The organism is Vibrio azureus, assembly GCF_002849855.1.
Taxonomy (GTDB): Bacteria; Pseudomonadota; Gammaproteobacteria; order Enterobacterales; family Vibrionaceae; genus Vibrio; species Vibrio azureus.
Genome location: NZ_CP018617.1, coordinates 547381 through 573121 on the forward strand (window position 1 = coordinate 547381; position 25741 = coordinate 573121).

The following is a 25741-nucleotide window of genomic DNA, read 5'->3' on the forward strand; positions in this document are numbered from 1 at the left end:
ACTTTGCATATGCTGGATTGTATAGTAATCATTGCTGTCATTGTGGGGCTAGGCCACTACCTCAGTTGTTCACTATATTTGTCGAAGTGAAAGGTACCGTGTACTTACTTTAAATTTATGATCCTTGGGCATCGAAAGCATTGAACGAGATCACTAAAATCAATCCAGATGAAAATAACTGTATATTTTCCAGATAAATAGGATATTTAGAATCATCTATGACCTTCAATAGTAATACAGAGTGCTTCATTAAAGGGTTTAAACATAAACTTTAGCATGGTACTAGTTTAGATTGAACTAGTGGTGTTAATTAAGCCATTGAAAAGATTGGTTTTAATTTTAAGGTATAGCATTTTCATAATCTTGAATTAGAGTGTCGTAAACGTTCCCCGATGGTACTTGAACATCGATTTAAATCCGTCATCAAAAAAGAATGGTGTTCTGTTTGTTTTGTGAGTAGAATCCGCAAAAATCATCCTTACATTATGCAATTGATTTCAAAAAAATGACTGACTTTATTGCTTCCATCATTGCTTCCTATAGCGCTGCATCAATCTCAGATGCATTTATCTATACCATCCTTTTGCTACTTGTCGCTTCTAGTATTTTGGCTTTTCTAGGAAAAGCGCCAAGATTTACGGCAAGTACAACTAACATCCTTACCTCTTTGGGTATCCTCGGTACCTTTGCTGGTATTGTCGTGGGTTTGATGGAGTTTGAGCCGACCAATATCGATGGCAGCATTGAATCCTTGCTGGCTGGTTTGAAGACTGCGTTTTTAACCAGTTTAGTTGGTATGGCAGCTTCGATTATTTATAAGGCAATTCTTGGAGTCATTCCGCAAAAAGGCGAAGATGCAGTAAAGGGAATAGGGCCTGAAGAAATTTACTCTGTTATGTCGGCTCAACTGAATGCTTCTAATGAGCTGCTATCTGCGATCAAAGGCGATGAAGATTCATCATTGACTTCTCAAATTAAAAACCTGCGTGTAGATATCAACGATGGAAACAAATCACTAGTTCGCCATATGGAAAAAGCAGTTGAGGGAAGTGAACAATTCCAGTTTAAATTGTGGCAAAAGATGGATGAGTTCGGTGACCTTTTATCTAAATCAGCTACAGAGCAGGTCATTAATGCACTGAAAGAAGTCATTGTTGAGTTTAATGACAAACTGACAGAGCAGTTTGGTGAGAACTTTAAGCGATTAGACGAGTCAGTGAAGAAACTCGTTGATTGGCAGGAAAACTATAAAGACCAACTAGCAGATATGGCCACGAAGTATCAGCTAGGTGTAGATGCTATATCTTCGACAGAGAAGTCAGTAGCTAGCATCAATGAACGTACAGAAGCCATCCCAGCGACTATGGAAAAACTTCATCAAGTTATGGAGTTAGGTCATGGTCAAGTGACGGAGCTCGAGCATCGCTTAGAAGCATTTAAAGATCTTCGTGATAAAGCAGTAGAAGCAATTCCGCAAATTCGCGAGCAAATGGATAATACCATGTCGGTAATTGGTGAATCAGTTAAAGCGGCTTCGACACATTACGAATCAATGCTGCAAGAGTCACAAAACATTATTGATAACTTCAGTTCGACTGCGACTCAGAGTGTTGAACATATGCGTACAAACTTGGAAGCGGGAGCCGAGAATGTATCGAGCCAACTAATTGAAAGCTCTCAAACGTTAGGTGGGCAATTATTGGAAGCATCAACGACGTTCCAAGATCAAGTGGGCACAGCGACAGGCGGCCTAAGCAATGTGACCAGTCATCTAACTGATACGACAGAGCAGATCAGGCAACACCTTGAAGACTCAATTACTGAGCTGAATGGACAGCTTCGCGTACTGGTTGCCGATATTAAAGACGATGCACGAGAAACAGGCAATGTTCTAAAAGAAGCCAACCAAGAGTTACTAAATAGCACGAAAGAAATTCAGTCAGAAGCGACATCAGCGATCAAAAAACTACACGATCGCTTAGAAACGACTCTAGAAGAGGTGTTCCAAATTCAAGCACAAGCTGTACGCCGGACCTTTGATAGCTTGGAAGACCAAATTACTCAGGCCGTAGCTCAAACGGGTAGTGCGGTAGAGAAACAAGTTGAAATATTGGACCTGCAGATGCAGCAAGAAATCAACCGAACCATGAATGAAATGGGTGAAGCGCTTGCGACGATTACTCAACAATTTACCCGCGATTACCAAGCGTTAACGCGTGAAATGTCGAATGTTGTAAACAGTAAAATTGCAGTGTAACCATGGAAAAGTTATTCGGAAAAACAAAATCTACGGGTGATAGCGGTGAACATTGGATGTCAGTATCAGATCTAATGGCGGGTTTGATGATGGTGTTCTTGTTCATTTCTGTTGCACTTATGCGTGATGCTATGGTTGAGCGTGACAAAATAAAAGAAGTCGCAGAAACTTATCAGAAAACCCAGCAGGCCATCTATATTGCGTTGCTAGAAGAGTTTGCTAAAGATCTTGATACGTGGGGGGCTGAAATTGATCGAGATACGTTGAGTGTCAACTTTACTTCACCTGAAGTACTGTTCGGAAATGGTAAGGCGAATTTAACTCAGCAATTTCAGGTAATTTTGAATGATTTCTTTCCTCGTTACCTTGAAGTATTAGAGCAGTACAAGCCGATTATTCAAGAGATTAAAATTGAAGGGCATACCTCTAGCCGTTGGAATCACGATTCTAGCGATTACGAGGCTTACTTCAATAACATGCGTTTATCACAGTCACGGACGCGTGCAGTACTTGGCTATGTAATGAAGCTTGATGATGTTCGTGAACAACATTATGGCTGGGTAAAAAATAACGTAGCGGCAGTAGGGTATTCTTCATCTAAAGCAGTTGTTAAAGATGGTGCAGAAGACGAAAAACATTCTCGTCGTGTGTCTTTTCGCGTGATAACTAATGCTGAAGAGCAAATCTTGAAGATTTTGGGGGCGGAATGAAGCTGACGCTTAATCTTCGCTCTCTGATGGGGGCCATAGAAATGATGGAGCCAGAAAAGAAAGGCGTATTTGTCTGGGACCATCAAATCACTGAAAAAAGCAAAATAGATATAGAGCTTGCTCAGGGCAAAGACGTAGAGCTCAAAGATGTTGATATTGATTCTGGTTTACTAAGCTATCAAGGAAGACAAGTTCTCCTGTATATAAAAGACCATGGTAGCGCCGTTCAGTCAGTTATTAAAAACCCATCAACTGGCAATAAATATCATGTGGCTGATTGTTCTAAGTTGAAATCTATGCGTGCAGAAGGGCGATTTGAAAGATATGTAGTTATCAATGATACATCCGGTGAGTTTCCTATATCTGGTAGCGGGTATTATGGTCAAAGTAAGGAAGAGGGTTATGCAAGATTAAACATCTGCAAATTATGCTTAGGGCAATTGAATTATAAGGGCTATAGCAGTGGCGGTCATCGTTCGAAGATATTCAATGAATTTGATATGCCAGAATTCTTTGCTACCTATAGCTCTTTCTTTCCGCATATGCCGTCTCGTCTAGCTGAGACCGCTGAGAGTGGCTACAGCGATGATTGGTCAAAAATATCCTCCCACTATCGTGTAGAAAAGAACTTTGAGTGTGAAGAATGTAAAGTGAACATGCGTTCTAACCGTGCGCTTGTGCATGTTCATCATGTTAATGGTGTTAAATCAGATAACAGGCCGTCAAACCTTCGTGCACTGTGTATCGACTGTCACAGCAAACAACCTATGCATGAGCATATGGCTCTTAGCCATAGAGAGCGTCAAACAATTAACGATTTGCGTAAACAGCAAGGTTTACTTGATGACCTCGGTGAGTGGCAAGAGTTGTTTGATTACTCAGATCCAGGTGTACATGGCGTATTGCATGCTTGTCGACAAGCGTATCTGAAACTCCCCGATATTAACTATTTTGTTGAAGACAGTTTCGGAGGGTTAGCTGCACGGCTTGAACTTGCGTGGCCGAAGCACAAATTTGGTGTCGCAATTTCGGCCAATGATATTGAAGATGGATTTAAAAATGGTTGGCAGGTTGTGAGTGTGAGTGACTTTTTAAATGACTATAAATCACAAGCACATAACTTGCGGTACTAATAATGCAGATAAAACTAGAAGAAATTATCGAAAGATTAATTACTGTCAATCATGCGTGGAAGCTTTCAAAAGATGATTAATTGATCGCCAGCTGCGCAAAGCGGGGTGGGATGCAGACAGCGTAAACTTAGTATTTTCAAAAGGTGCCCGCCCACAAGCAGGTCATAACATGGCGATTGCGGAATGGCCAACAGGAAAAGATGAAACTTGAAACTAGGGTATGCAGACTACATTCTGTTTGTCGACCTCAAACCTATCGGCGTCATTGAAGCCAAAAAAGCCAATAAAGATGTAGCCGCTAAACTGAGCGAAGCCTAGCGCTATATCCAATGTTTTGGTCATGATTTTCTGCGCAGTGAATTGCAAGATACTGTTAATGATCCGCAGTCATTAGACTTAATTGCCGAATCACTAACCGCTTATATGCCGACATGGTCGGATTCATTGTCATGCTAGAGCGTATTGCACAGGCTCGTAAGGAAGCTGAAGCGCTTGCTAAGGCTGCGAAGAAAACAAGGAAGGCCGTGGTTAATGGCCAATTGATGAATATATAATCACGCAAAATAGCGTGCTTTTTCTTGAGTGTGAAAATGGAAAAATTACAGTTTACTCAGCGTCATGTCGACCTCATTGAAAAATGGCATGGGAAGAAAAGAGACAAAAATAATGTGGAGCAACAAAAAGACTTTCCCGAACTTAAAGGAGCCTACGAGATCGTCGAGGATTGGGCGAATGCAATTAAGGAAAGTCTGTTTCCAGAAGGCAAAGTGAAACTTCGAAAAAGTCCCGTGAATCAAGGTGGTCACTTTTCCTCATACTTATGGGCAAAAATTTATCCTACGCAAAACTCTCCAGATCATCTCGCCTACACAGTGCACATATCAACGGATGAATTCGCAGTAAAGATAGACACGGTAAACGCACCAAAACCCTTGGTAGAAAAGTATGAGAGCATAAGAGGAAGTTATTATCAATCGCCCATCGTAAAATGCTTAAGTCACGAAGAAACCTTAGCGATGGACTTTGAACAACTTGTTCAATGGAGCAATGATGCAATTAAGTCTTTTGAGCTTTCCTATGACCGAGTAAGCGAAGAAATTGGTATTTCGACAGTTACAAAAGAAAAATCAGATAATACGCAAGTGAACTTTATGGATGCATACAAGCCATCATCATTAAACCAAATCCTTTATGGCCCTCCGGGGACAGGCAAAACCTATCATACGATCGAAGCGGCAGTGAAAGCAGCAGAGCCACAATTTATTTGGCATAGCCGAGACGCGCTAAAAGCTGAGTATGATCGCCTTATCAGTGAGAAACGTATCCGTTTTGTCACTTTCCATCAAAGCTATGGTTATGAAGAGTTTGTTGAAGGACTCGCGGCGTCTTCCATTGATGGTCAGATTTCATATGAAGTGAAATCAGGTATTTTTAAGGAAATATGCGAGCAAGCTAGCCGAGGCGTAGAGCAAAGTAATGACCCGCTTGAAATCGCAATTGAAGCGCTCAAAAGTGAACTGGAGGAGGGCGTATCGCTATCATTGAGCACACAACGCGGCAAGATGCTTGACATTCAATACCACGGCAATACGACATTTAGGGCTTTTCCTCATGAGACATCTCACGAAGATTTAGGCAACGGATACCCTGTATCGATTGATAGTATTCGTAAGCTTTATGGAGGAGCAGATGCAAAAGAGTTTTATAATCCATCCTATGTTAAAGCAATACTCCAACATTTAGTTAAGACCTATAATCTGCCCACTGAACCAGTGGTAGAAACAAAAGAAGTGAAGAGTTTTGTGCTTGTGATTGATGAAATTAATCGAGGCAATATCTCAAAAGTATTTGGTGAGTTGATTACTTTGATCGAACCTTCTAAGCGTAAAGGCCAAGAAGAAGCGTTAGAGCTAACACTGCCATATTCTGGTAAGCCATTCTCGGTGCCGGATAATCTAAATATCATCGGTACGATGAATACTGCTGACCGTTCGTTAGCCATGATGGATACTGCGCTTCGCCGTCGCTTTGATTTCGTAGAAATGATGCCAAAACCTGAGTTACTTACGGGTGCAGTAGTGAAGGGCATTGATTTACAGCGTTTACTCGACGTTCTGAATCAGCGTATCGAAATCCTCTATGATCGTGAACACACGCTGGGTCATGCGTTTTTCATGCCGGTGAAGGCGCTCGTCGAACAAGACAAGCAAGACTTGGCATTTTTTGAGCTTCAGTCAGTATTTAAAAATAAGATTATTCCTTTATTGGAAGAGTACTTTTTTGAGGATTGGAGCAAGATCCGTTTAGTGATTGCAGATAATCAAAAAACGCCAGAAAAACAGTTCATCAAAGAACATAGCCATACAAAGCAAGAGCTTAGTGCCTTGTTCGGTGCTGAACACAATCTCGATCAGTATGGACAATCAGTTGTGAAGTATACGTTGGCAGATAAGGCTGATGAGGTTTGGTATGATGCTGAGTCCTATATAGGTCTCTACTCAAAAGCATCCAAAACTTCGGACGAAATCCAAGGGGTTAAAATTGGTCATGAAATGGTGACAGAGCAGTAGCCATGCATACAACGGTATTTGAATATGGCTATTTGAGCTTTGAGCAATCGGCTTGTGATGAATTAGGCGCTGAGCTTATTTCAAAAAGTGCTTTCGAGTATTTAAAAGAAGTGTGCTTGAGCGCTAACGAATCAGAAGCCAGTAAGTGTTTAGGCTTAACGAAGCGCCATGGGTATGAGCTCATTCAAGTGAAAAACTATGTAGGTGTATTATTTACACCTACAGGTGAGCATATTGAAGTGTTGCCGAAAACAGGTCGCAAGGCTGCCGATCGAGAAACAGCAATAAGCGAGTCTCGCCAGATGCTGCTGATTATGTTGCAGCACTTAGGCTCTTTTCGTTACGTCGCCTCAGATCAAGCCTCGATTGCCAGTAAAAAAATGCCGTTGTTAGAAGTGTTTATCGAGCAGTTTTTACAATCGGTCAATCGGTTAGTGAAAAGGGGACTTAAAAGTGACTATGTAACGCAAGCTGACAATCTTAACTATCAAAAGGGTAAATTGTTGGTTGGTCAGCAATTGCGACGTAACCTGATTAATCAACATAAATTTTATGTCGACTATGATGAATATCTCATCAATCGACCAGCTAACCGCTTGATCACTACTGCACTAAATAAACTAGTGGCATATACTCGTTCTCCATCGAATCAACGCTTATTAAGAGAGCTCCAGTTCGCATTTGTGGATGTGCCTGTTTCAAAGTCAGTTAAGAAAGATTTGAGTGCGCTTAAGCTCGATCGAAGCATGCTTAATTATCACGCCCCGATAGCATGGGCACAATTGATATTAGAGGGTTTCTCACCTCTTAGTATGAAAGGTGAGAGCAGCGCCTTGTCACTAATGTTTCCGATGGAAGCTGTATTTGAGAGTTATGTAGCATCGGTGTTGAAGTCGAACCTTCCGGAAAATGTGGAACTGACGACTCAAGCTAGTTCAAAGCATTTGGTGAAGCACAACCAACATGCACACTTTCAACTGAAGCCTGATCTATTGATGACTCTACCGGATAAACCGCAAGTGGTTCTCGATACCAAATGGAAGCTGTTAGATCTTGACGCTCATAACTATGGCATATCCCAATCTGATATGTATCAGATGTTCGCCTATGGGCATAAATACCTGAAGGGAAGTGGAGTTCTCTACTTGATATACCCAGCACACGAAAACTTCATTAAGCCTATTGAGCACAGCTTTGATTTTAGTGACTCATTAAAGCTCTGGGTAGTGCCGTTTGTGATGAGCCCTGAGGGGAATAGTCGGGTTATATGGCCCTCACATGACTATGTCAAAAGTACGTCTGTCTTCAAGTCGATACACGTTAGAACATAAGCTTGTGAAATGTATCGTTATCGATTTGCGTTATATAGTGCCTCCTAGATTGTTTGAATTTTGATTAAACCCTGAGCTCTGAATTACTTTGGGGCTTTTGTTAGTGTTTCTTTTGATTTGTTTCAAGGATAACGATGAAAACGTTTCGCCATTGCATTGTCGATATTCTGTCATCACGCGGCTTAGAGCGTGTGAGTGGTGCACCACTTTATAGTGCTCTGTCGCAAACTCTGATAAAGACGTGGCAGAGCCATTTTATAGACCAAATTATCCTGCTAGTGCATGAAGTTGCTCATAGGCGGCTTCTCCAATTATCTCTGTCTGACCACGCTTCAATATCGTCCACAACTCTCGACCATAAAGGCTGGCTGTCGCACCTTCTAACGACTTCCAACCAAGTGCTTGCCGAGCTTTTTGCTTTACCCAACGATGACTTTGCTCCACGATATATTTGATATCCAATATCTCAATCAGTGACAGCATGAAGATACCTGTTAACCAGAGTTGGATAATGAGAGGAAATTAAGCGAATCTTAATTAAAGGGCTCTAAATTTGCGAAAACCGTTCGGAGTAAAGTACTGAAGGCATCTGATTTGTTGTTGAAGAAAATGCAGACACATCAGATCGTTGAGGTTGAGTACTGTGACAGATATTTGGCTGCCCCGTTACCTTTTAGTTTGTGTTTAAATGCTGTTGGGCGTTGCTGGAACACTACAAGGATTGTAAGGCTTCGATAATTACGGGCAGACTGCAGGATGGGGGATATTTGCCTGAATCTGTTCAAGATAATTGGTCATCTGATGATGCAAGAGCAGCAGTCGTAAACCGCTGTATTGAGAAAACACAGCTTGATATAACGTTTGAGACAAAACCAAAATATCAATTACCTCATGCGCGCACAATGACATTTACTTTCGATGATGGTGCAAAAGTAACACTCTGGCTGGATCAAGGCTTTGGTTATTGGTGGGTGGATAAATATTTACCAGAGAATCAATTCCCCGCTGCTTTAACGGTTGATGAGCAGGTTGAATGTATTGTTCAGGGGCCAGGGCGGCTAAAGAGTGGAGGTTGGCCAACAGTGGTTTTCTTCTCTATTGAGGAATGATATGAAAGGTTAACGGAAGTTAATCTGATGCGGTGAAGTTCGTTAAAACTAGGCCCTTACGGTGACGCTGATGAGGGCCAGAATCGATGTTCAAGCACCGAAAGGCTACCTTTAAACATCTTTAATTTAACTTACCAGTTGAGTTGCACACACTATAATCATTGCGAACTATGATTACTACCTAAAGGACACAAAATTACTCATGTATGTTAGGTAAGAGTTAGCTTAAGTAAATAGTGTACTTTTCTTTATAGAATATGGTTGGACGTTGAAAATTTATGCTAAAAGTGCGATTGGTGAGAATAAATTGTGATGTAATTCAATTTTTTCTAGCTTTTTTTGTGCATTTGAGGAATAATCCGCGTCCCTTAGTCGTCCCTAATGGCTTATCGCGGTTGTGTACTGTACTAATTCTTGTCTGAACCTGTTGGGTAAATCAGATGAATCAGTATCGAATTGGAAGAGCATATGGGACTGTTTTTTTGTTTAATTAAGTAGGATCCCAATGCAAGATTCTGTTACTAAATTCAGCGAACTATCACTGAATGATTCTATCCTTTCTGCTCTAGACGGAATGGGTTTCGTGTCTCCAACTCCAATTCAGGCTGCGGCTATCCCGCATCTGCTAAAAGGGTCAGACGCGCTGGGTAAAGCACAAACGGGTACTGGTAAAACGGCTGCATTCTCTTTGCCATTGCTAAACAAAATCGAACTTGATCAACGTAAGCCACAAGCTATCGTTCTTGCTCCAACTCGTGAGCTTGCTATTCAAGTTGCGGCAGAGATGAAAAACCTTGGTAAAAATATCAAAGGTCTTAAAGTATTAGAAATCTACGGTGGTGCATCTATCGTTGATCAAATGCGTGCTCTGAAAAGCGGTGCTCACGTTGTTGTTGGTACACCTGGTCGTGTTCAAGACCTGATCAACCGCGAACGTTTACACCTAGACGAAGTTCACACATTCGTTCTTGATGAAGCAGACGAAATGCTAAACATGGGCTTTGTTGACGACGTTACAGAGATCATGGAACACGCCCCTTCTTCTGCACAGCGCGTTCTATTCTCAGCGACAATGCCTCCAATGCTGAAAAACATTGTTGAGCGTTTCCTACGTGATCCTATCACTGTTGACGTTGCGGGTAAAAACCACACGGTTGATAAAGTTCAACAACAGTTCTGGGTAGTAAAAGGCGTAGAGAAAGATGAAGCGATGTCTCGTCTTCTTGAAACTGAAGAAACTGATGCGTCAATCGTATTCGTACGTACACGTCAAGACACTGAGCGTCTTGCTGATTGGCTTTCTGCTCGTGGCTTTAAAGCGGCGGCACTGCACGGTGATATCCCTCAGTCTCTACGTGAGCGTACTGTTGACCACATCAAACAAGGTGTGATCGATATCCTAGTTGCGACTGACGTTGTTGCTCGTGGCTTGGACGTTCCTCGTATTACTCACGTATTTAACTACGATATCCCGTTCGATGTTGAATCATACATCCACCGTATTGGCCGTACTGGCCGTGCTGGACGTAAAGGTAAGGCGATCCTATTGGTTCGTACTAACCAAATCCGTATGCTTCGTACGATTGAGCGTGTGACTAAGTCTTCAATGGAAGAAATCCAACTTCCTCTACGTGACAAAGTGGCTGAAGCTCGTTTGAACAAACTGGCTGCAGAACTTGAGTCTGAGAAAGAGCACAAGTCACTGGATAAGTTTGCTGAGCTTGTAGAAAAGCTGCAAACGACACTCGACATCGAGCCTGCGACTCTAGCTGCAATGCTGCTTAAGCGTCAGCAAGGTAAGCGTCCTCTATTCTACATTGGCGAAGACCCAATGATTGAAGCGATTGAGCGTGATAAGCAACGTCGTAAAGAGCGTCGTGAAGGCGGCGGTCGTGCGGCAAACAACCAAGATTGGGATACATACCAACTTCAAGTAGGCCGTGAACAAGGCGTTCAAGTGAAAGACATTGTTGGTGCACTTGCTAACGAACTTGGCCTAGGCAAAGGTTCTATCGGTGCAATCAAACTGGCTCAAGGTCATACGTTTGTTCAGCTTCCTAAAGCAATGAGCTCTGAAGCGGCAACTAAACTAAGCAAACTGCGTATCCGTCAAAAAGAAGTGGGTGCGGTAGTGTGTGACTTTGATGATTTCCGCGAGTCTCGTGGTCGTCGTGATGGCGGTGGTCGTCGCGATGGCGGACGTCGTGACGGTGGCGGCTACCGTGGGAACCGTGAAGGCGGTCGTCGTGAAGGTGGCTTCCGTGGTAACCGTGACGGCAACCGCGATGGTAACCGCGATGGTAATCGTGAAGGTGGTGAGCGTCGTTTCGATCGTAACCGTGGTGGTGACCACCGTGGCGCACATCGTGGTGAACGTGGGCACGGCCGTGGTCGTCGCACTCCAGAAGCATAATTTGCTACTACCTTAAAATAAATTTAGAAACCGAGCATTGCGCTCGGTTTTTTTATGCTTGTTACCTGAGCTGCTATGGCACTGTTTGTGACTTAGCTTATCCGTTTAGACCTCATCCACACGTTTCACCCTTAATCAAACTTATCGAATACTTACCTCATACTTAAGCCGTTTATTTCATCATCAGCTAAACTATTGAGCAGGGTTAACAGCCAAAGCTTGATTCACTGGTATTGCTCCAGATGTCGCTGGTGGATATACCCAAGCACATTGAGGTAAAGACAATTGAGTTGGATCAATGAAACCATAGCTATCATGATCAAAAACTAAGGTTTTGTTGAATAATTCAAAAAATATTGAATAATGCCTTCTGTTAGAGGTTGTTTTTTGAGGCAGCCTAGCTCACATTTAAGTGCCAACATCTTGGTTTGATAACGGGAAACGTGAAATGTCTAATTCCTACGTACTGGTGATTAACTCCGGTAGTTCTTCTTTAAAATTTGCAGTCATTGATTCACAGTCGGGTGAGGCGGTTTTGAGCGGCCTTGGGGAATGCTTTGGTCTTGCTGAGGCTCGCATGAGTTGGAAGTTCGAGGGAAATAAAGAGGAAGTTGCTCTTACTGGTGAAGGGAATCATCACAAAATCGCAATCAGTCAATTGGTTGGTTTAACCGAAAAGCTTGGCCTAGCAGCAAAACTCGTTGCTGTCGGGCATCGTATTGTGCATGGTGGAGAGAAATTTACTCAAACAGTACGAATAACGGAAGAAGTGACCACTGAAATAGAAAAACTTGCCGACTTAGCGCCATTGCATAACCCAGCCGGAGCCATCGGGATCCGAGCCGCTATGGAGGCTTTTCCTTCTTTACCGCAATTTGCTGTGTTTGATACTGCTTTCCACCAAACCATGCCGCAGCGGGCCTACACTGGGGCTATTGCCAACGAACTGTACACTGACTTTGGCATTCGTCGTTATGGATTCCACGGAACAAGCCATTACTTTGTTAGCCGTGAAGCAGCAAAAATGCTCAACAAACCCGCAGAGCAGGCGAGCTTTATTTCTGTGCATTTAGGCAATGGCGCATCTGTATGTGCGATCAATAACGGTGAGTCGATTGATACCTCTATGGGCTTTACACCTCTGTCAGGCTTGATGATGGGCACACGATGTGGAGATCTGGACCCTGGCATTATCGAATTCTTGCTTAAAAAAGGCTGGTCGCAGGAAAAGGTCTTCAACGCGCTCAATAAAGAGTCCGGATTCCTTGGTGTATCAGGATTAACGAGTGATGCGCGCGGCATTTTAGAAGCCATGGAAGAAGGGCATGAAGGGGCAACGTTGGCGTTTCAAGTCTTCACTTATCGTGTTGCCAAATACATTGCTTCGTACTTAGCGGCGTTGGACTCCTTTGATGGGATCATTTTTACCGGTGGCATCGGTGAAAACTCCTTACCGATCCGACGTGAGATCATTAAGCATCTAAAACTGCTTGGTTTTGTTGAAGACGAAAAAGGCAACGAAGCGGCAAGATTTGGACAATCGGGTGTCATTGCTACTTCGAAGCTTCTCGGCGCCAAAGCTTTGGTGATCCCAACTAATGAAGAATGGGTCATTGCACAGCAGTCGGTTGAACTTATTTAATAGATTTTAAAATCAAGTAGTTAAAAGCGAGACCAGTGCTCGCTTTTTTGATCTCATATGTGGATAAGCTATGACTATGACTATGACTATGACTATGACTATGACTATGAATGTGCTTGGCCGCTTAACCATTATTAGCTCATTTGCTTTTTGCTTACCTTACTCACCACTTACGAGGTTAGTGGTAAATTATTTATGCCCCGAAATGAGCCAGATAGGGATTGAACTCAGGTTCAAACTCAGGAATTTACCTTACTTTTCCTCATGCCTAAAGTTCTAACCTACTAGATACTGATCTTCAAACACAACTACGCACGAATACGTTGTTTAACGTGTATCTAAGTTATTGAATCGTCGATAACTAATCAGTGATAACATGCCTTGAATAGTAAGCAATGTGTGTTTGCACGGTTTACAACTGAAAACCGGATTTATACTGTATTATACTCTTATTTTTCAGTTGGTTAAGTAAGGCGTTTGGGATATGCTGAAAGTATGAATTCGTGCCTGCACGATATTAAAATGTTATACGCTTTCGAGGAAATGATGATTCAGAGTATCTATGATCAAATGTGGCAAAGGTTTGAGTTGGCATCCACTCACAACGATTATGAGCTCGATTTTCATTTATTAGATGTCGCCAATGACACTCGTAGAGGTATCACAGCTTTAGCGTATTTAAATCAGGGTAACAGCGTCATACTTGATGAAATTACCAATTTTCAGAAAGCGGTGCGAGAAATTGAACCTAATCAATATTATCATCCGCTTGATGAGCTTCATCTTACAGTTTTATCGATAATTTCATGTGTTCCAGACTTCGATCTAAACGAAATCAATATTCAGGTGTATGCTGACACATTTCTCTCGGTGTTGAACACAATACAACCGATTGAAATACATTACCGTGGCGTTAGTGCATCACCCAATTGCATTGTGCTTCAAGGTTTTCCTACGAGTAACTCTTTAGAGCAGTTCAGGCATAAACTTAGGACTCAGCTAAGTGACGCGGGATTAAGGGTAACTTTTGATAGCCGCTATAAATTAGTAACAGCCCACAGCTCTCTCATTCGTTTTAAGAACCCAATTAACAATGATCAGCAACTTTTGGAGTTATGTCAGCAGTATCGAAATTATGACTTTGGTAGCATCGTTCTGAATGACTTTGAGTTGGTGTTTAATAACTGGTATCAGAACTTGGCAGTCACGAAGTCTCTGGCTAATGGTTCAGTGACAGACCAACCACGCGTATAACAAATAAGGATTAAGCGTTGCGAAGCCAACGTTAAATCCCGAGTGTTGAGCAAGCCCGAAGCTACTTTATTAAGTAAATTATTCGATGATGATCGAAGGGCATTGCGCCTTGAACTGGTCTATTCACGTATGGCACCAAGTTAGTGACTCTCCATACCTGTAGTTATTCATAAATTGCTAATTTAGCAAAGTCACTGACGCGGAAATGTCCAGAGGCTTCATAGAGCTGAAGTTTTACATGTGGCAATTTTTAACAAAGTGCCTCCTAGTTCGGATCTGCTTCATTGTTGTTTTAGTCAAGAAACCTATGTTCCTAATTGATCGACCTTTGACCAAATATAGCTAATCTCATGCTCATTTTTTAATAAAGAGTGAAAAGTGGGTATCATTGCTCGTTTCCAGACAAAATTGTTTAGGCTTGAATGTACAATCCGCCTGTGATGAAGGAAGTAAAAATGAACATTAAGATGTTTTCTAACTTGGTAGGTTTGTCTGATTATACTCTTAGGTATTATGAAAAAATCGGCTTGCTTAAAAATGTTCAGCGCAACACTAGTGGCCACCGAGTTTATACCGAGAAAGACGTAAAGTGGGTTGGGTTTGTGATTCGCCTGAAAGAAACGGCTATGCCACTCGAAGAGATATTAGAATATGCTCGGCTAAGAGAGCTGGGAAATAATTCGGTACTTGAGCGTCAAGCCTTACTAGAACAACATCAACAAAGGTTAAAAGCGCATATAGAGCAACAACAATCCCACCTTTCGGCTTTGGAATATAAAATTGATCTGTATAAAGATGGAAAAGTCTCTTGACTTAGAGTGAACTCTAATTTGTATTTTACACTCCTATCAACACATAGGAGTAATATAATGGAAGTGTCACGTTTTGAAAAAGGTCTAGAACTACTTGAACTGATTGATGGTGAAGCAGGGCAAAATGTTATCGATAGCTTGCAAGATATAAGCCCTGATTTGGCTAAATACACCATTGAATATCCTTTCGGTGATATCTATGCGCGAAAAGGCTTAGATTTGAAATCACGTGAGATTGCGACAGTGGCAGCGTTAACAGCACTAGGTAACTGTGCCCCACAACTTAAAGTGCATCTGAATGCGGCGCTTAATGTGGGTTGCAATGAAGAAGAGATCAAGGAAGTAATAATTCAGATGTCTGGTTACGCTGGCTTTCCTGCTGCACTGAATGGGATGTTCGCGTTCAAAGAAGTGCTTGCTGAACGAACGGCAAATCACAATAGCTAAGTTGTCTATGTGGGCGTATTGAACGTAAACTCATTTGTATGCATAAATAGCTTTATTGTAAATGACCGTCCACCGTGGCGGTCTCTTTATGTACTCAAAAAGGTACTTTATGAAGAAGTTTTCAATACTTTTGCTAATACCTACCAGCCTAAATAGAGTAGAAAGCCTAACGAGATTTTGTCCGTGCGACCTGAAGTCGTATGAAGCGTTGTTCATCGCTTTATGAATGAACCATCTGTATCACCAGATGAACCTACGAGCCTGAATAAAGCAGCGGCTCGGACAATGTAACGAAGAGCAATTTTAAATTGCTCGGGATCGAAATCGTGAGAGGCAGATCCTCCTGATAACCACGTGAATCGGGTAAGTGCTAGGTAGTCAGTATGATGAACGTAAGTGAATCCATGAAAGGTGCGTTATGCTACGAAACAGCGGAAGTGGTTAATACGCTGTAGCCAAAAGGCAATGAGAGTCGGAAAGAGGTTGGACAATACTCTTTCGTGATCGCAGTGCTCTCCGCACTATAGTGGGCATCTAAGCTGATATTTTACGTGACATACGGAACAGGGTAAGCCTGTATCACTCCCATTGGGAAAGTCTCTGCGACCGATAGTGATGCAGGTATAGGAGGTCGGAAAAAGCGAAAGCTACATTGTAATGATGTAGATACAGGTTCTGCCTGACTACGAAAGTGGGCCCACTTCCGACTGGTCTCCCATTGCGAGAGAATTTGAAGAACTTTATTTAAGGAGAAAAGCAAATGATGATCTCGAAAGAGATTAGTGCATCTTCTGACGGTGCTCAGTGGCAGTCTATCGACTGGAAATCCGCTGAAGCACACGTATTAAAGCTTCAAGTGCGTATCGCAAAAGCAACGAGAGAAAAGAAATACGGTAAGGTGAAATCCTTACAGTGGCTCTTAACGCATTCTCGCTCAGCAAAACTTCTTGCAGTCAGGCGAGTCTCACAAAACAAAGGCAGTAAAACGCCCGGAACTGATGGCGTTATCTGGAACACGGATGCACGCCGTATGAAAGCGGTTAATCAACTGAGCCGCAAGGCTTACTCTGCAAAACCACTCAAACGTATCTACATCCCCAAAAAGAACGGTAAGCTCAGGCCATTGGGTATTCCATGCATGATTGATAGAGCGCAACAAGCCCTCCACCTTCTAGCATTAGAACCAGTGTCCGAAACGCTTGCCGACCTCAATAGCTATGGGTTTAGGTCAAATCGCAGTACGGCTGACGCCGTCAGTCAGTGTTTCAAATGTTTGGCTCTAAAGCGATCAGCGAAATGGGTTCTTGAGGGAGATATTAAGGCTTGCTTTGACAAAATCGGGCATCAATGGCTTATCGACAATATCACGGTTGATAAACGTATGTTAGAGCAGTGGTTAAAGTCTGGCTATGTGGATAAGGGTCTGTTCTATGATACCGATGAGGGTACACCTCAAGGTGGAATAATATCTCCAACCTTGATGCTAATGACTCTCGCGGGAATAGAGCAACAAATAAAATCTACAGCTCTGAAAATGGGTGCTAGGGCCAACTTTATTGGTTATGCCGATGATTTTGTGGTCACCTGCTCTTCAAAGGAAGTGCTAGTGAACGATATCAAACCGTTGATTGCTGACTTTCTGGCAGAAAGAGGGTTAACCCTCTCCGAAGAGAAAACGAAGGTCACTCATATTGATGATGGCTTTGACTTTCTGGGTTTCAATCACAGGAAGTACAAAGGGAAATTGCTCATTAAACCGAGCAAATCTAACACGCTGTTATTTCTTAGAAATCTACGTGAACTTATTAAAAAGCACGCAACCATCCCTGTTAATGATCTTATCAAGTTGATAAATCCGAAACTTAGAGGGTGGGCGAATTACTATCGCCACTGTGTTGCTAAACAAGTATTCGGGTATGTCGGCCACAAACTATTCCAAGCGTTATGGCACTGGGCAGTTAGACGTCATCCAACCAAGTCCAAAGACTGGGTTGTTCATAAGTATTTTCTCAATCGTAAAGGCCAGTGGCAATTTCACGGTTGGCAGAAAATCATGGACATGGACTGTCACTTCAATCTGTTCCAAATAGCTAAAGTGCCCATCGAGCGACACGTAAAAATCAGGAATGCGGCGACCCCTTTTGACCCTCAATACCAAGAATATTTGGTGAAGAGAAAATCTAAAAGGCTAGCTCGTAACTCTTGGAACGAGCCTGTCCCGACTGCGCTATAAGTTGCTGGGTATCAAATGGTGCCTTAGTGGAGGCTTGAGCCGTATGCAGTGAAAGTTGCACGTACGGTTCTTAGAGGGGCGGCACTTGGTAACAAGTGTCGTCTACTCGACAAACCTTATTTAGAATAAGTGATCTGAAATTCGTCATCACTGAACTCAATTTCTGTATATTTGCACAGTAATATTTAGAATTTCCAAATATCGAGACAAATATAGAGAAAAGTTTTGCGCGTTTATCCAGATAGTATATTTGGTACAAAGCTGGTAATTTATTAATTTACAAATAGTTAAGTGTGCGCGTTTTCACTGGTCTAACGACATAAACGCGCATGCGCACGAATAAAATGTTATGCGAGAGAATTGAAATATGGATTGTGTTGATCATAAAGTATTGGATGCCCCGTTTACTTATGACATTGTTTATTTCTCGTATGATGTAAATGTTTATGAGCATAGAGATTCTACTATTGAGCTCCATCTAGAGAGAGATGGACTTGTAAAGAAGTTAAGATTTACTGGTCCACAAGAGCTAAAGATTGAAGAAGGTTTCCCACAAGCCACCGGGGGAATGTTCTTTGAAGATGTGTCTTCGCATGGTTTGGATGGTCTAACTGTTTATGTTGGCGATTTCGAGGCCACTACAGGTTCAATTACTTTCTGGGCTCGAAGTGTTGAGTTATTGTAATTTTAAAGTGGCAGCGCATAACAAGCGCCATTTTTGTAAGCAGTTGTGCCGGGCGTTAGCACTCAATGATGATGAACTATATACAGAAAAATAATAGAAACATACCTTGGTTTACCAGTCTTATTGATGTTTTTTCTTGGCTGGAAATAGAAGCTAAAGATTACGATTGGCATTTCTCGGATGTTGATGGGGGTTGGTATGAACTAGATGATCCCTCTTGGGTGGAAGGTGAAGAATTAGCCAGAAGGCTATGTGAATACAATTACCAATTTGTTTGGTCTGTTATATCTGCGTACCCAAAAGGTACTTCGCCATATACTAGCGAAAAGCCGTATGCTGATGGTAACTCTGATTTTTGGTCAGGCATTCCCAAAAAACAGCTAGAAAATTCACTATTTGAAATAGTATGCTGGGATAGCAGTGCGACACTTTTTATTGGTATACCTGATGAGCTTCAAAAAAGTTTGCTAAAAAATGCTCCAGGTATTAGAGATTTAAACAAAGAAAATGAGCGACGAAAGTGCTAACAAGGCCAGTCACAGCGATGCCAGAAAGCGACGGCCTAAAAATACTGGCCGCCACTTTCTGGTACGCGTGCTGGCGGCATTATGTATTTGGAGAGAAATATGGATTTTCTCGTAGGCGTAGAACTTCAAGATTCATTTGTTTTGGGTTGTAACTACTGCAATCAAACTTCGGGGATTGAACTAGAGTTCAGCATCTGGCCTGAGTCTGAATACTATAAAACTCCAAAGGTAGGTGAGTATACTTGCTATCATTTGGGCTCTCTTCTGTTTGACAATGTTTCGAGTATTACTGGGCTTTTGAATCAAAGTGATATACAGCCAACCCTAGATCCTGATGGCTCAAAAGACTATAGAAACATAGAATATTTCTAAAAGAACCAATCATATTTCAAGGTTGTTGGTAGCTTTGGTAGCATATAGTTTGAGAGCTCAGGTATTCATTTTGAGCTGCGCACATTCAATAGGGATTGAAGTGTAGATTAGCCAACACTAACCCCCGAATGTTGAACAAGCCCGAAGCCACTTTATTAAGTAGATTGTGCAACTCAGTTTGAAGAGCATGTCGCATTGGGACTTTTCTCAAGGCGAACGACGCTAGCATAAGATTACGATAGCAACCTTATCAATCAGTTAGCTATTTTTTCTACCGTCTCTTCCCCTCTGATTACCTTTGCCATTATCCTTATTGTCAAATGCCTCTCGGCTAGATCGGTCGACTAATCCCCACGCAAGCCATGGCATGCTAACAGCCAGAGGTAAGATTGCATTGTTCAACCAGTGACTTTCTGGGGAAGGTTGAGCTATTTGCCATACTTTTAGTTATTCATAAATTGCTAATGTTCGATTTTCCGAAACTAATAATTGTCCAGAAATGTGCCGAAGAGGCATGGAACAAGAAAAATGCCCCAAAATGGTTTAGGGCTTTTACTCAGTTACCTTCAATTAAGATGGTTTCGACTTAGAAAAAGTTATCCTTCTAGCGTTCGATTAATATAGGCTACAGATTGTGAGTTTCCCCCTATTTTTATCAATTCTATAGAAAAGAGGATTTGACGAGACGTCAAGATCAACGTCTCATCATATTATCACTGAATACTCTTCGACTCTTTCGGCTCTGTTCGGTAGTTATCACCTGCGGTTATGTCATATCGGATTGTAGTGTCGTCAGTGAATTGGGAAAAATCTAGCCTAATATCATAAGCATTAAAAACACCTTCTTTTTTTATTTTCCCTCCAATGTAATAATCGCAACTGAAGCCACCTGACCACTTTTTTCTGAACTCAAAAAATTCAACCTTGCAATTTCTTGCCTCTAAAAGTGATTTTGTAGAAATAAATTTATCACTTTCCATTCTTGGCGGGTATATTCGTAGCTCTGCAAAACCTACCGTATCGTAAGCATTTTCAGCATCAACAGTAATATCGTACTGCTTCATATCGCACCCGTTAGATATAAAGTTGGTATAAGGAATACGTAATTCATAGTGACTTTCATCTTGCGAGAAATTATGCTCGATGCGTAATATTGCTTTGCCCCCTTTGCGTTTTTTACCGTCCACTGCACTCCAAGAAAAAGACTTACAAAGTTCGCCTCCCCCGTAGAATGTACTGTATGCTTTAACTTTCGCATCCTCTGGTTTCAAGCCTTTTATAGTAATGTAGCGATCGTCAGGCGACGCTCCAAATGGCGGAGTCGTTTTGCTGTGTTTGGCAAAGAAAGAAGGCACTGCATAATACAGCCCTAAAGCCCCAATAAAAACAACTAAAGGTAAGCCTACTTTAAAAACTTTACTCATCAATTTGTCCTTTTATGTCAATAACTAGTGGCGCTGCATTACCATAGAGTAAGGTAATAGGTGGCAACAATGCAGGAGAGTTTATAAGCACAGCGTTCAACGTTTCTTAATCCGACAGAAACGTACTTGTTCACAATGAGTTAGCTATTCAGCTAACTCAAAATTGCCCAAAAATGGTTTAGAGCTTTTACTCATTTACCTTCAATTCAGATGGTTTCGACTTAGAAAAAGTTATCCTTCTAGCGTTCGATTAATATAGGCTACAGATTGTGAGTTTCCCCGTATTTATATCAATTGTATAGAAAAGAGGATTTGACGAGACGTCAAGATCAACGTCTCATCATATTATCACTGAATACTCTTCGACTCTGTTCGGTAGTTATCACCAGCGGTTATGTCATATCGGATTGTAGTGTCGTCAGTGAATTGGGAAAAATCTAGCCTAATATCATAAGCATTAAAAACACCTTCTTTTTTTACTTTCCCTCCAATGTAATAATCACAAGCAAAGCCATCGGACCAATCCTGCCACTCGTCATAATATTTTGCTCTACAATTTTTTGCCTCTAAAAATGACGTTGCAGCAATAAACTTATCACTTTCCATTCTTGGCGGGTATATTCGTAGCTCTGCAAAACCAACGGTGTCGTATTCATTTTCTGCATCCACCACTATGTCATAGAGCTTTATATCACAGCCACTAGATATAAAGTTTTTGTATGGAATACGCAGTTCATAATGATTCTCATCGCTGGCAAAGTTATGATTGATACGCAATCTCGCTTTCCCCCCTGGGCGCTTTTTACCATCGGAGGCACTCCAAGAAAACGATTTACACTCAGCGCCGCCTCCGTAAAAAGTGCTGTATGCTTTGACCTTGGCATCTTTGGGTTTTGTCCCTTGGATTGAGATATAGCTATCTTCAGGAGATGAACCAAACGGTGGCTTGGCGCTCTCAGACCACTCAAATGCTGGGTAAACTACATAAAAAAGCACGGCCCAAAGCGCTATTAAAATCGTGCCTATTTTAAAAAACTTAGCCATTAATCCGTCCTTCTAAATCAATCTGTAATGGTTGCTTATCACCATACAATAACACACCAGGAGGAAGCACTGTTGGGGAGTTAACCAGTCCCCCTAGCTCTCTTTGAATGCGCTTAAGATTGGCTAGTAATTTGGTTATAGTTTCCTCTTCAAGCTTTAAGCTTCTACGTTTTTTGATGGCTCGTAAGGAGATATTTTTGCTTTGTTTATACTCTTCTTGTAATGTTTGAATCGCTTGATTTAAATTATCTATTGTCGCTGTAAGCTCTGTATTTGCATTGGTATAGCTTTGGGATAGAGTGCCATGGAGTAGTATTTTCAGTTGCGATTTTAGGTTTGGAATATACTCTGACATCATATGTTGGAGACCTGAATCAAGAATGGTCGCCTTGTAACCGTTTATATCAATATGTTCTTTACTTAGGGTATCTGCCAGAATAAATGTATCATCTTGTGTGTTACGTGCAAATGTTAGGCTGGTAATATGAGTCTGCTTCGGCGTTAGCAGCACCTGTTTGACTTCTTGTGGTTGGAACTTTTCACGGCTATAAGTCAGTAGTTGAACGAGATTGCCATGATGGTGATAATTATCATCATCATTGTCCACTACGAGATCTAAAACTAAAGATGAAAGTTTTGACGAATTCGAAGTTTCATCTGGATTGGTATTCGCCCATTTAAATGGTACTTGAGGTACTAGGTCATGGTTATTGACATGGCGATAATGTGTTATGTCATTATAAGCGCCCACAAATGAATGCGTGCCCGTTCTCGGCATTCCGTAGGTATAAAGCCGAAGTGTTTTTGGTGAAAAATACTGCTTCAATAATGCACTGACTATAAGTGCGCCCGCACCGCCTAGACTATGCCCACAAATATATAATTTCTTGTATTTGTGAAACGTCGAGATGTCTGTCTGTATTAGTGCCCAAAATGCTGATGCGTATTGATAAAAGCCTCGTAGTTCGCAAACCTTTCGTCTTTTTACTGGTAAAGTTTGAGCATTGCCTAAGCCCAAGATATGGCTGTCACGGATTAGACGACATTTTATATTTTGCCTTACAAAAAGTTATGCATTAATCGCTAATGTACAATTTTACGAAACTCTTTTTTGTCCAAAAATGTGCCGACGGGGGGGCATGAAACACGGAAATGCCCCTTTTTCACTTAGATCAAATGTTCTACACATTTTACGAATAGGTCAATAGATTTAATAAACGCGTCAATCAGGACGCTCGTGCGCTCGTGCCTATTACACGGGCCTTATCTGTTGATAAACTATGAGACCAATTTTTTAAAAAACGGAAGGTCTTAATAACAACCTTAGGAATCAATAATGAAAGCACCGACAAGTAAATCCCTGAAGTATTGTAATGAAATTTGTCGATTAGGTGCGCCGCTTGTCATTGCCTTTCTTGCCCAAATTGGTATGCAGATTGTTGATACTGCCATGCTAGGACAACTCGGTGCTAAAGCACTAGCTGTTGGCGCATTGGGTGGTACAATCATCTACACATTGATAAGCTTCAGTGCTGGCTTTTTAAGCCCTAGTGGGGTTTTTATTTCTGAAATGCGTGGGGCACGCAACAATAAACACATCCCTATCATTATAAAACAAGGCTTACTTATTGCTTTAATACTAAGCTTTTTGTTTATTGCGATATTATATTTTTCTCCCTTTTTCTTACAGTTCATGGAGTTAGATAAAGAACTGGTTGAGCAAACGGGATTATATTTGCAAACTCTAGCATGGGGCTTGCCAAGTATTTTGATATTCATCATCCTACGTGACTTCATTGTCGCTTTCAATTATTCCAAGCTCGTGATGATAATCTCACTTATCGCTATTCCGATGAATGCTATACTCAATAGCATTTTAATGTACGGTTTATTTGGCTTACCTGAACTCGGGCTTATTGGTATTGGGTATTCAACCTCAATAACTCGTATAGCTATGTTGTGTTTTCTCGTTGTCTATATTGCGTCAAATCCAAGAATCTGCGTCTTACTAAGAAACGCGTCAAACCATTTAACGACATTCATCCAGTTTAAAAAAATGCTTACTATGGGAGGCTCAACAGGGGCCATGGTAGGTTTAGAGGTCGGTATGTTTTTAATGGTTACATTGTTTGTCGGCCAAATTGGTGTTATATCTCTCGCAGCTCACCAAATTGCCTCTCAATGTGTGAGTGTTGCATTTGCTATTGCGTTTGGTCTTTCTCAAGCAGCTAACATTAGAGTTGCCTATGTAAAAGGCGCGAATAAAGCCCATTTAGTTCCAGTCTATACCTACGCATCGCTGGGTCTAGGTCTGTTTTGTTCATCAATTATCGCATTACTACTCGTACTTGGCGCCAAACCCATTATCAACCTATTTTTTGACTCAGAACTTTTGGCAAACCAAGAAGCATTGGGTCTAGCTATAAACTTGCTCTGTATGGCTGCAATTTTGCAATATTTTGATTCATGCCAGGCTATACTACTGGGTGTATTACGCGCCTTGAAGGACACCTTTGTCCCGATGTTACTCGCAATCTCTAGTTATTGGTTATTGGGGGTTGTAAGTAGCTATTTACTGGCATTTCATATGAACTGGGGTACCGTTGGTATATGGGTTGGTATTTGCCTAGGAATAGGAGCTTCATCACTGTTTGCCTATATGCGTTACCTCTTCATCAATCAGCGAGCAGTTGCAATAGATGATGATCAAGCAGTGATACTCAAAACCACATAGAAAGCGTTATAAGGCTCACGAGTGCTGTGATAAAGGATAAATATATTATGTATAAAGTCGGTATTGTTTTGTTTGATGACTTTACAGATGTAGATTTCTTTCTCACGTATGACTTACTTGGTCGAACATCTGATAGTTGGACGGTTAGTGTACTTGGAACGAAATCTGAACATAATTCCCATCTTGGTATGAAAGTTAAAATGGACGGACATGTATCAGAAGTTGTTAATCAAGATGTAGTTCTTATCACCAGTGGTAAACGTGGAATCCCAGCGGCGTTAAAAGATCTTGGGTTTATGTCGGCATTGAATCTTGATCGGAATAAACAGCTAATTGGATCAATTTGTGCGGGGTCATTTATCCTTCATGAGCTCGGCTTACTTAAAGGCAAGCCGTTAACGACAAACCCAGATGCAAAGACTGTTCTAGAAAGTATGGGAGGGGACGTTCAAGACCTACCTCTAGTGATAGAAGGCAATATAGCAACTGCCGGGGGTTGTCTTTCACTGATGTATTTAGTTGGTTGGTTAGCTGAAAGGTTGTTTGACTCTAGTAAACGACAAAGCATACAAAATCAGTTAATCCCTGCTGGGCAATTAGACCTGTTTGAAGAGCTTATTTCCACAACTATTCAGTCTGCTGAATTGGCAAATTCGCATATAAGTGTTTAAGGTATTTAAAAATACTTTTTCTAATCTGACACAGGGCGTTTAGGGTGATATTACTAAAAACGTTTTTGTCCACAGAACTTTCACAGTTGGCGCTTTGTGATTACCGACGGGGTGTGAGACACGAAAATGTCCAAACCTGTGCTTCAACGGAATTTATAACATCTATAAAAATCGGTAATTAGAACTTGATTATTCTAATAAGAAATTTTCGGTATGCTTTCCTGATTAATAAAAATACTTTAAATTTGTACTAATGATAAAAACTATTTATAGTTAGCTAAATGTAATGATATTACGCACGCTTTATCAGTAGTAGATATCAGAAAATACTTAGAAAATATCGATAAAAGTTAAGGAGGGGGTAAGAGATACT

At 41.4% G+C, this 25741-nt stretch carries 21 protein-coding genes; 17 read left to right on the forward strand and 4 right to left on the reverse strand.

The window, feature by feature from the left end; genetic code table 11:
- Positions 1–505: 505 nt before the first annotated feature.
- From BS333_RS16115 to BS333_RS16135, 5 genes are all read left to right on the forward strand, one after another.
- A complete protein-coding gene (locus BS333_RS16115) occupies positions 506–2257 on the forward strand; it encodes a hypothetical protein (protein WP_021710039.1) in 1752 nt (583 codons plus the stop codon).
- A gap of 2 nt (positions 2258–2259) precedes the next feature.
- A complete protein-coding gene (locus BS333_RS16120) occupies positions 2260–2967 on the forward strand; it encodes an OmpA family protein (RefSeq protein ID WP_021710040.1) in 708 nt (235 codons plus the stop codon).
- The gene (locus BS333_RS16125; protein WP_021710041.1) at positions 2964–4100 is read left to right on the forward strand and encodes an HNH endonuclease signature motif containing protein; all 1137 of its coding nucleotides are present in this window, start codon (positions 2964–2966) and stop codon (positions 4098–4100) included. The genes BS333_RS16120 and BS333_RS16125 overlap by 4 nt, the downstream gene beginning before the upstream one ends.
- A gap of 590 nt (positions 4101–4690) precedes the next feature.
- Positions 4691–6670: an McrB family protein gene (locus BS333_RS16130; protein ID WP_021710042.1), complete on the forward strand. Its 1980-nt coding sequence runs from the start codon at positions 4691–4693 to the stop codon at positions 6668–6670.
- A gap of 2 nt (positions 6671–6672) precedes the next feature.
- On the forward strand, positions 6673–8001 hold the full coding sequence (locus BS333_RS16135; protein WP_021710043.1) for an McrC family protein: 1329 nt from the start codon (positions 6673–6675) through the stop codon (positions 7999–8001).
- 267 nt (positions 8002–8268) lie between these two features.
- Here BS333_RS16135 and BS333_RS16140 read toward each other — a convergent pair whose 3' ends face one another.
- Complete coding sequence (locus BS333_RS16140) at positions 8269–8484, reverse strand: hypothetical protein (protein WP_021710044.1); 216 nt, start codon at positions 8482–8484, stop codon at positions 8269–8271.
- Between the two features lie 284 nt (positions 8485–8768).
- On the opposite strand from BS333_RS16140, the gene BS333_RS22220 reads away from it, so the two are divergent.
- From BS333_RS22220 to BS333_RS16195, 10 genes are all read left to right on the forward strand, one after another.
- On the forward strand, positions 8769–9110 hold the full coding sequence (locus BS333_RS22220; protein ID WP_033003867.1) for a hypothetical protein: 342 nt from the start codon (positions 8769–8771) through the stop codon (positions 9108–9110).
- A 505-nt stretch (positions 9111–9615) separates the two neighbouring features.
- Positions 9616–11523: a DEAD/DEAH box helicase gene (locus BS333_RS16150; protein WP_021710046.1), complete on the forward strand. Its 1908-nt coding sequence runs from the start codon at positions 9616–9618 to the stop codon at positions 11521–11523.
- Positions 11524–11971: 448 nt separating this feature from the next.
- Positions 11972–13165, forward strand: coding sequence for an acetate/propionate family kinase (locus BS333_RS16155; RefSeq protein ID WP_021710047.1), 1194 nt, complete (start codon positions 11972–11974; stop codon positions 13163–13165).
- Positions 13166–13711: 546 nt separating this feature from the next.
- On the forward strand, positions 13712–14419 hold the full coding sequence (locus BS333_RS16160) for a 2'-5' RNA ligase family protein (RefSeq protein ID WP_021710048.1): 708 nt from the start codon (positions 13712–13714) through the stop codon (positions 14417–14419).
- Positions 14420–14874: 455 nt separating this feature from the next.
- Positions 14875–15231, forward strand: a complete 357-nt coding sequence (locus BS333_RS16165) for a MerR family transcriptional regulator (RefSeq protein ID WP_021710049.1) — start codon at positions 14875–14877, stop codon at positions 15229–15231.
- Between the two features lie 57 nt (positions 15232–15288).
- Positions 15289–15678: a carboxymuconolactone decarboxylase family protein gene (locus tag BS333_RS16170; protein ID WP_021710050.1), complete on the forward strand. Its 390-nt coding sequence runs from the start codon at positions 15289–15291 to the stop codon at positions 15676–15678.
- A gap of 760 nt (positions 15679–16438) precedes the next feature.
- Positions 16439–17911, forward strand: a complete 1473-nt coding sequence (ltrA, locus tag BS333_RS16175) for a group II intron reverse transcriptase/maturase (protein ID WP_101903937.1) — start codon at positions 16439–16441, stop codon at positions 17909–17911.
- Between the two features lie 367 nt (positions 17912–18278).
- A complete protein-coding gene (locus tag BS333_RS16185; RefSeq protein WP_021710052.1) occupies positions 18279–18596 on the forward strand; it encodes a hypothetical protein in 318 nt (105 codons plus the stop codon).
- Positions 18597–18661: 65 nt separating this feature from the next.
- A complete protein-coding gene (locus BS333_RS16190; protein WP_021710053.1) occupies positions 18662–19123 on the forward strand; it encodes a hypothetical protein in 462 nt (153 codons plus the stop codon).
- A gap of 99 nt (positions 19124–19222) precedes the next feature.
- A complete protein-coding gene (locus BS333_RS16195; RefSeq protein WP_021710054.1) occupies positions 19223–19495 on the forward strand; it encodes a hypothetical protein in 273 nt (90 codons plus the stop codon).
- Positions 19496–20208: 713 nt separating this feature from the next.
- Here the strand turns inward: BS333_RS16195 and BS333_RS16200 are convergent.
- The 3 genes from BS333_RS16200 to BS333_RS16210 form a co-directional block, all read right to left on the reverse strand.
- Complete coding sequence (locus tag BS333_RS16200) at positions 20209–20919, reverse strand: hypothetical protein (protein ID WP_021710055.1); 711 nt, start codon at positions 20917–20919, stop codon at positions 20209–20211.
- Positions 20920–21267: 348 nt separating this feature from the next.
- A complete protein-coding gene (locus BS333_RS16205) occupies positions 21268–21963 on the reverse strand; it encodes a hypothetical protein (RefSeq protein ID WP_021710056.1) in 696 nt (231 codons plus the stop codon).
- Positions 21956–22981: a lipase family protein gene (locus tag BS333_RS16210; RefSeq protein ID WP_158297066.1), complete on the reverse strand. Its 1026-nt coding sequence runs from the start codon at positions 22979–22981 to the stop codon at positions 21956–21958. Before BS333_RS16210 ends, BS333_RS16205 begins: the two co-directional genes overlap by 8 nt.
- Positions 22982–23299: 318 nt before the next feature.
- Here BS333_RS16210 and BS333_RS16215 point away from each other — a divergent pair, with 318 nt between their 5' ends.
- Together BS333_RS16215 and BS333_RS16220 are read left to right on the forward strand one after the other, a co-directional pair.
- The gene (locus tag BS333_RS16215) at positions 23300–24697 is read left to right on the forward strand and encodes an MATE family efflux transporter (RefSeq protein WP_021710058.1); all 1398 of its coding nucleotides are present in this window, start codon (positions 23300–23302) and stop codon (positions 24695–24697) included.
- A gap of 47 nt (positions 24698–24744) precedes the next feature.
- The gene (locus BS333_RS16220) at positions 24745–25368 is read left to right on the forward strand and encodes a DJ-1/PfpI family protein (RefSeq protein WP_021710059.1); all 624 of its coding nucleotides are present in this window, start codon (positions 24745–24747) and stop codon (positions 25366–25368) included.
- Positions 25369–25741 lie beyond the last annotated feature (373 nt).